The sequence below is a fragment of the Clostridium gasigenes genome, assembly GCF_900104115.1.
In the GTDB taxonomy this organism is placed as follows: Bacteria; Bacillota; Clostridia; order Clostridiales; family Clostridiaceae; genus Clostridium; species Clostridium gasigenes.
Window position 1 is genome coordinate 1 of record NZ_FNJM01000036.1, and the last position, 8,318, is coordinate 8,318.

An 8,318-nucleotide genomic window follows, 5' to 3' on the forward strand; every position below is an offset into this window, starting at 1 on the left:
AACAATAGATATCAATGGAATTTGGCCAAGCTATCACCAAATAAATACTACGAATATCTAGAAACCGGTGAATATCCGATTAAAATCTAGCTAAACTAATTTTATATATCAATATAATTTAAAGCACTGGTAAATACCTACAAACGGTATAATACCAGTGCTTTCTTGTCATACATCTTCCATAAAAAATATTCCAATTCATTTTTTAGGCGTTTTTTTCTAACTGTCCTTGACATAGGGACCACTTTATTAAAAACTTTATTGCAGTTTTTTTATCTAAAGTTGTTATTGAAGAATACTCTAAATATCTACTATTGATTTTTTACATCAATAAATTTTGCTTCATTGTTAGTTTTTCATCAACAAAACCAATGTGACTGTTTCCACCTTTTTTTTTGATCAAACCAGCTTCCTTCCCCGGTAATAGTATTATAAGAGTTATTATTAACTAATACTGAAACAGTGGGGAGTGACTTTGGAAATTCACTTTCTTTAGGGAATATATATATTACAATAGAGAATATAAATAATGGGAAAATTAGAATATATCTCTTCATAGAAACCTCCTACAATGTATATATACCATATTAACATGATGAAGATATTATTGTGATATATATTCTTTAGTGCAATATAATTGTAATGAGATTTCAGAGAGGGATTCAATTGTTCAATAAAATAATGTTGTATGAAAAAGATTGTGAGAATTTCCTCAAATAATTAGGAGTAGATATTAGCAATTTCGTGTAAGACAAGATCACGACCCAAAATACCTAAGGGGAGGTAGTTAGGTTGTTTAATATTTTAAAATTGGATATAATATAGACATAATGATAAACGGGGATTTACAATGGGGGGGAAGGAAATATGCCCTCCTTATTGATAAATTAATAATAAATATGGGGGTAAGAAACGTGGCTATATATTTAAATACAAATAAACCTTTAGAAAATTATATTGAGTTATTTGATGAAAAATATTTTGTTGATAAGTCAGAAATAATTGCTTTACTTAATGATAGAATATCAACTAAGGGGAAATATGTTTGCATAACAAGACCAAGAAGGTTTGGAAAGTCATCAGTTGCCCATATGCTTGGAGCTTATTATTCTAAGTCTGTAGAGTCAAAGGATATTTTTGATAGTTTAAAAATAAGCAAAGCTTGTGGATATAATGATAATTTAAATAAATATAACGTAATAAATATATCATTTAATGATATATCTGAAATTGGAAATAGTTATGAAGATTATATAAAAATGATAAGGGAAACCTTGAAAAAAGATATAGTAGAAAAATATCCTCATATTAATCCAAATGATTATTTTAATCTAAGTACTATGATTAGAGATACTTGCGATAAGTTTATATTCATTTTTGATGAGTGGGATTATATTTTTAATAATAATCTTTTTGTAGAAAATCAAAATGACTTCCTAGAGTTCTTAAGAAATCTTTTAAAGGATCAACCTTATGTAGCGCTTTGCTATATGACAGGAGTACTTCCTATAAAAAAATATTCTAGTGGCAGTGCACTTAATATGTTTGATGAATTTACATTTTTAAGAGATAGAATCTTTGGACAATATTTTGGGTTTACAGAAGAAGAAGTTTTGAAGTTATGCGAAAATGGAGAAATGGACTTTAAGGAATTAGAAAATTGGTATAACGGATACACCACGGCAAAGGGAATTAAAGTTTATAACCCAAGGTCAGTTGTAAAGGCTCTTGAAAATGAGAATTGTGAAAGTTATTGGACAAATACAGGTGCCATGGATGAGGTAGCGGTGTATCTTAAATATAACACTTTAGAGATTCGTGATGATGTTATAGAAATGGTATCAGGACAAGAAATTGACATAATAATCAAAGAAGAATTTAGAGCGGGGCAAGATGCTCCAAAAACTAAAAAAGAGATTTATTCAGCTATGATAATACTTGGATTTTTATCCTACTATGACGGATATCTAAAAATTCCAAACAAAGAATTATTGCTAGAGTTTGAAAAAGCCTTAGCAGATGAATCTTTCGGTTATGTTTCTGAGATAGTTGAAAACTCAAGAAAGATGCTTAAGGCAACCGTTAAAGGTGATATAGAAACTATTATAGAAATACTACATGATGTTCATAACTCTGAAATACCTATACTTAAATATAATGATGAAAACAGTCTATCTTGCGTAGTAAATATGGCGTACCTTTCTGCAAGGGACACTTATAGGATTGAACGCGAAGAAAAGAGCGGGAAAGGATATACTGATTTTTCATTCCATCCTTTAAGAAAGAATGATATTCCTTTTATAGTTGAACTTAAAAAGGATGATACTCCTGAAAATGCAATAAAGCAAATAAGGGAAAAAGAATATGTACAGAAATTTAGAAAAGAATATAAAGATAGAAAAGTATTAGCAGTAGGAATTTGTTATAATTCTGAAACTAAAGAGCATAGCTGTATAATTGAAGATTTGAATATACACCCTAAAGGGTACGCGTGATTCAGTCAGCTAAAATTAAAAATTAAAATTACAAAGGGGTCAGGTACTTGTAAAAAAAAGGATAGAGTTTGAAAGTAAGAAAATAGGAAATTCTAATTACCAGGTAAAAGTATGTGAATAATACAAATAGATAAGTAAAATAATATGATTAAATGTTTATAAATAAGCCAATGATATTAGAAGTATCGTTGGCTTATGCTATATGTTATACTTATAATAATAGGTAGGTTGTTTAAAATTAATAACAAAAAGTACTATATTTTAATGCCTTATAGGAGATATTTATGAAAAAAAGATTTAATACTACAGGTGTATGTGTTTCTAGGAAACATTATATGGTTGAGATAACAAATAAGATAAATAAAATAAAAGAACTTATAGATAACGAATTTTATTTTACAATAAATAGACCAAGGCAATTTGGTAAAACAACTACTATAAATGAAATTGAAAACTTTTTAAAGGACACTTATTTAATTATTTCCTTAAGCTTTGAGGGCTTAGGTGATATTATTTTTAATGATGAGAGGTTATTTTCTAAAAAATTTATAGAGCTTATGGCAGATAGTATTGAATTTGAAGACATTAAATCTGCAAATAATCTAATGCTTTTGGGAACTAATGTTGAGAATTTAAGTGATTTATCAAAGGTAATTACAAAATATATTAAAACTTTAGATAAAGATGTTTTACTAATAATAGATGAAGTAGATAAATCAAGCAATAACCAATTATTTTTAAGTTTCCTTGGTATGCTTAGAAATAAATATTTGCTTAGAGATAAGGGGAAAGATGTTACATTTAAATCTGTAATACTTGCAGGAGTGCACGATGTTAAAACTCTTAAGATTAAGATTAGAGAAGGGGAAGAGGTAAAGTTAAATTCTCCATGGAATATTGCAGTTAATTTTAAAGTGGATATGAGTTTTAATTCAGATGAAATAGAAACAATGCTAATTGAATATTGCGAAGAAAATAATATAGAAATGGATACAAAATTATTGTCAGATAAACTATATTATTATACAAGCGGTTATCCTTTTTTAGTAAGTAGAATATGCCAAATTATTGATGAGGATATTCTAGATAAATCAAGTCCTTGGGATATTGCAATGATTGACCTTGCACTGAAGAGATTACTTAGAGAAAGTAATACTTTATTTGATGATTTATTTAAGAATATGGAAAATAATAATGATTTAAACGAGTTTATATTTTCTATTATTTTTAATGGTGAAATAATTCAGTTTAATAGAGATAATCCACTTATATATTTAGCTAATTTGTATGGAATAATTAAAAATGAAAAAAATAATTGTATGTTAAGCAATAGAGTGTTTGAACAAAGAATATACAATTATTTTTCTTCTAAACTAGAGACAAAAACAAAAAAAATAGCTAGCTATAATTTCAAAGATAATAAAGAGTATAAGACTGAAAATATAAGTGTGAATGGAAAAGATATTTTTGCTGTTTATTTATAAGGACCAAACTGTAATAGAATTAATAGCTAGTGATTGCTATTTGTTTATAGGTAGCAAAGTTTTTATTAAAATGGAGTATATTTAATGTTATAATTATTTTAGCAAAATAAATATTAATTGGAGTGTAAAAATGGTAACATTAGAGCAAAAATTACAACAGGAAGTTATTGGGAGTTGTGAAATAGCAGAAAAAGAATATGGTTGTAACATGACAAGATTTTTAGAAACAATAAATAGATTTGGAATAGTTAGAACTGCACAGGAAATTTTTAGAAAAGGTAGGACATCGGATTGTTTTAATAAATTAGTAGAAGCGAGAGTCCTTGAATTAACAATGGAGGCGACTATTGTTAAAGCTCAATATGCAGAATTATTTACTGATGAAGAAGTAAATTATTGTTATGATCTATTATGTGAAAAGGGATATTATTAAAAACAATAAGTTCTACAGTTTAATAAATGAAATAGCTCATTATTCTGAAAACATAGTTTCCAGAATAATGAGCTATGAGTTTCAGTTTTTACCATTGTTTTTACAATGAAATTATAATGGATAATTTATGTATTAGGGAGATGTTTTTACATCTCCTTTTTATTTTACCAATTTAATGTATTCTTAGCTTGATGACATTGCCACCGAGGTGTTAGAAGGGAAGGGCGTGAGCCCCTTGTTACTCACTAAATTTGAAGTAACTTAATCAGCGATTCTAACTCTTCAGATAACTCTTTTGCAAGGATAAAATCATTATATTTTAAAGCTAATTGTATTTTTGTTTCAACTATTTTTTTGTTTTGTTCAATTTCTAAATAGTCTCTGCCAAAATGATTAGCATAAATCATCCTTTTAAATTTTTTCATCTTTACTTTTCTAATTGTCTTATCTTCAATGATTAAAACATAATCCATACAGTTTACTATAGTATAGAAATCATGTGAAATCATTATAATAGAACCTTTATAATGTTGTATAGCTTTTTCAAGTGCTATTTGTGAATATGTATCTAAATGGCATGTTGGTTCATCAAGAAGCAACATGTTTGATTTACTTTCAGAAATTTTAGCTAATTGAAGTAGATTTTTCTCTCCACCAGATAATGTGCCTATTTTTTGATTAATTATTTTTTCTTCAAAACCATAGTCTGAAATATGTGATAAAATATCTTCACGAGTTTCGAAACCAACATCGAAAAACTCTTCAAGTATGGTATTAGAATTATTTAGCGTTTTGCCTTGTAGTTGAGATAAATATGCTATTTCAACATTTTCATTTATCTCAATAGAATTATTATTGTTTTTTAAGATTTCTCCTAGTAAAGTAGTTTTTCCTGTACCATTTGAGCCGACAATGGCTACTTTATCAGTAGATTTAATCTCAAAGTTAACATTTTCTAGAAGCATTTCATCAAAGGCAACACTGTAATCAGTAACTTTTAAAACAGTGGCTTCATCCATTACATTATAGGCAGCTAAACTTATATAAGGTTCTTTAATTTCTACAAATGGGGCTTTTATTCTACGTTTTTCTAATCTTTCTTGAACTTTAACTCTAGCCTTTAGAGCTCTTCCTTTTGCAGGTTCAGCATGATCAGTTGCGAGAAATCTTAGTTTATCTATTAGTTTGTCGTTTCTATCAATTTCCTCATTATCAACAGCAGCTAGTTCTTGTAACTCAATTTTAGTTTGAAGTAATGAGAAGTTATAATCAATATAGCTTCCATCAAACTCTTGTATTTCCATGTTTTCAAGGTGAATAATTTTGTTGAAACAATGATTAAGTAGATATCTGTTGTGAGTAATAATTAACATTGTTCCTTTGTGTGAATTAATTAGATTTTTAAGAGAATTAAGGTTTTCAAAGTCTAAAAACACATCTGGTTCATCCATAATCATTAAGTCAGGACTATTTAGCATTGCCTTAATTACTTGAATAAGCTTGATTTCACCACCACTAAGGGCAGATATCATTATATCTTTATACTTCATTAAGTTTGTAAGATTTAGTTTCTTATTAATAACTTTTTCGAAATCATCACCATTAATTGCATCAAATGCGTCTAAAGTTTGTTGATACTTTTCTAGTAAAGTATCAATATCGGTCGATGTTTCCATTTCGCTGCAAATAGATGTCATTTCATTTTGTAGTTTAATAAATTCTTCTCCGATATATTCAAAAACTGTAATTTCTTTTGTTTCGTCCTGTTGTGAGAATTGACTTACATACCCAATTCTACAATTAGGGGACTTCTCTAAAGTACCATCGAACATATATTTTTCTGGATCAATAAGTATATCTATCAGTGTACTTTTTCCACTGCCATTTGTTCCTATGAAAGCACAATGTTGATCATCTTCTAATGTAAATGAAATATTATTATATAGATCCTTTTTTGGAAATGAGTAGGATAAGTTATCAACTTTTATCATATTAGTACCTCTCTTTATCATTAAAAAAGAGCTTACAAAAATAAGCTCTTTAATATATTATCGTATTAATTGAAATTTTATAATTTATTTTTATATAGTAAAGACATTTTACTAAGTTTAATATTGATAGCATAACATTTTTTTCGACTAAGTTCAATCATTTCATATAAGCACAAAACTGTCCAAGTTATTCTAATACATGAACTATCGCATACGGTTTGTTTACAATAAGTAAATTCTGAAAACGGAGTTTCCAGAATAAGGAGCTCAGAGCCCTAGTTTTTTACCCAGTACAAGCGTAAGGTTAAAATCACTGGTCCTCAGGTAAAGGTAGCATGAAAAATGTAATAATTATGAGACTGTAATAGAGTTAAAAACTTTATTACAGTTTTTTTGTTTCAAATTGCGTTGATATAGCAATTAAAATGATAGTACAATCTGAAGATAAGGGTAACAATCAACAAGAGTTTATTGATGCTTTAAGTAATATTTTGTTGGCATAAAATTACATTATATGATATCATTAACATAACGACTGATCGGTTTGTTATAAAAGTTTAGGAGGTATAATAATGTTTTTATTTGAATCTATTCCGTTGTATTCAGGGTTAGTTTGGATAGCTATTTTAGCAGGTCTTATGATTTTCAATGAAGTAACTCGATATAACAAGTTAACAGGTATTTTATTTTTTGTTGTATTACCTATTATACTTACAATTTTTGTTTGGCCAAAAACCTCAGGATCAGGAACTGGTGCTCAAACAGCTAACTGGTTTGCATGGGTCAAAACTTATTCTGCATTAGTAGGATGTTATATTGGTTTAGGACTACGTTTTAATAAAAAAATGCAAAGCAAAAAATGGTGTCTGGCATTGGCACCTGCCATTCTTGCACTTAATATATTAGAAGCAGTTGTTCGTGAATTTCAAGTCATGGGCATGCAAGGTGTAATAGACGATATGTTCTTCAAGGGTGGTCCATGGAATGCCATGAATGGAATTGCCGGTATTATTAATATGTTAGCCCTTTGCGGTTGGTGTGGTATTATTATAAGCAAGGACAAGCATCATGATTTAGTGTGGCCTGATATGATGTGGTTCTGGATTATAGCTTATGATCTTTGGAACTTTGCTTATGTTTACAACTGCGTAACAGATCGTGCATTTTATAGTGCAGCATTGCTTATATCTTGTACAATCCCTGCATTTACAATCAAAAAAGGTGCTTGGGCTCAACATAGAGTTCATACATTAGCACTTTACATGATGCTTATGTTAACAATTCCAAACTTCTTTGTTCATGGTAAATATGCAGTAGCTTCAACACATAGCTCAACAGCTTATTATACAGTAAGTATTTTAGCTTTAGTATTTAATGTTGGAGTTGGAATTTATCAAGTTAGAACAATTATTAAAAACAAGAAGAATCCTCTTAAGGATGATTTGTATACAGAGCGTAAAGACTATCAAGCTATTAGGAACGAAAATACTCAATGTATTTAAAAAGGAAAGTGTGCCCCAAAAGGTAGAGAATAAATAAAATAATTTGAATGATGAAACTGCAATAGAGTTAAAATAAAGTGGTCCCTATGTCAAGGACAGTTAGAAAAAAACGCCTAAAAAATGAATTGGAATATTTTTTATGGAAGATGTATGACAAGAAAGCACTGGTATTATACCGTTTGTAGGTATTTACCAGTGCTTTAAATTATATTAATATATAAAATTAGTTTAGCTAGATTTTAATCGGATATTCACCGGTTTCTAGATATTCGTAGTATTTATTTGGTGATAGCTTGGCCAAATTCCATTGATATCTATTGTTATTGTAATAATCAATATAATTATCAGTTTCTTGTTTCAGTAGATTAAATGTGTTGCATTTTCCAAGGTGAATTTCATCTTTCATATGTCCG

General features: G+C 28.4%; 6 protein-coding genes. 4 read left to right on the top strand and 2 right to left on the bottom strand.

What is annotated here, in order from left to right:
* Window positions 1–914 precede the first annotated feature (914 nt).
* From BLS77_RS19265 to BLS77_RS19275, 3 genes are all read left to right on the top strand, one after another.
* Entirely contained in the window at window positions 915–2,495 is a 1,581-nt protein-coding gene (locus BLS77_RS19265; RefSeq protein WP_089973781.1) for an AAA family ATPase, read from the top strand.
* A gap of 284 nt (window positions 2,496–2,779) precedes the next feature.
* Window positions 2,780–3,979, top strand: coding sequence for a P-loop NTPase family protein (locus BLS77_RS19270; protein WP_089973782.1), 1,200 nt, complete (start codon window positions 2,780–2,782; stop codon window positions 3,977–3,979).
* A 130-nt stretch (window positions 3,980–4,109) separates the two neighbouring features.
* Complete coding sequence (locus BLS77_RS19275; RefSeq protein WP_089973783.1) at window positions 4,110–4,412, top strand: hypothetical protein; 303 nt, start codon at window positions 4,110–4,112, stop codon at window positions 4,410–4,412.
* Window positions 4,413–4,657: 245 nt separating this feature from the next.
* Here the strand turns inward: BLS77_RS19275 and BLS77_RS19280 are convergent, their stop codons facing one another.
* Window positions 4,658–6,403: an ABC-F family ATP-binding cassette domain-containing protein gene (locus BLS77_RS19280; RefSeq protein ID WP_089973784.1), complete on the bottom strand. Its 1,746-nt coding sequence runs from the start codon at window positions 6,401–6,403 to the stop codon at window positions 4,658–4,660.
* 572 nt (window positions 6,404–6,975) lie between these two features.
* Between BLS77_RS19280 and BLS77_RS19285 the strand changes: the two genes are divergently transcribed.
* A complete protein-coding gene (locus BLS77_RS19285; RefSeq protein ID WP_089973785.1) occupies window positions 6,976–7,905 on the top strand; it encodes a DUF5692 family protein in 930 nt (309 codons plus the stop codon).
* A gap of 232 nt (window positions 7,906–8,137) precedes the next feature.
* Here the strand turns inward: BLS77_RS19285 and BLS77_RS19290 are convergent.
* Window positions 8,138–8,318: IS3 family transposase (locus tag BLS77_RS19290; protein WP_139164872.1), on the bottom strand; the 181-nt coding region annotated here is incomplete at its 5' end.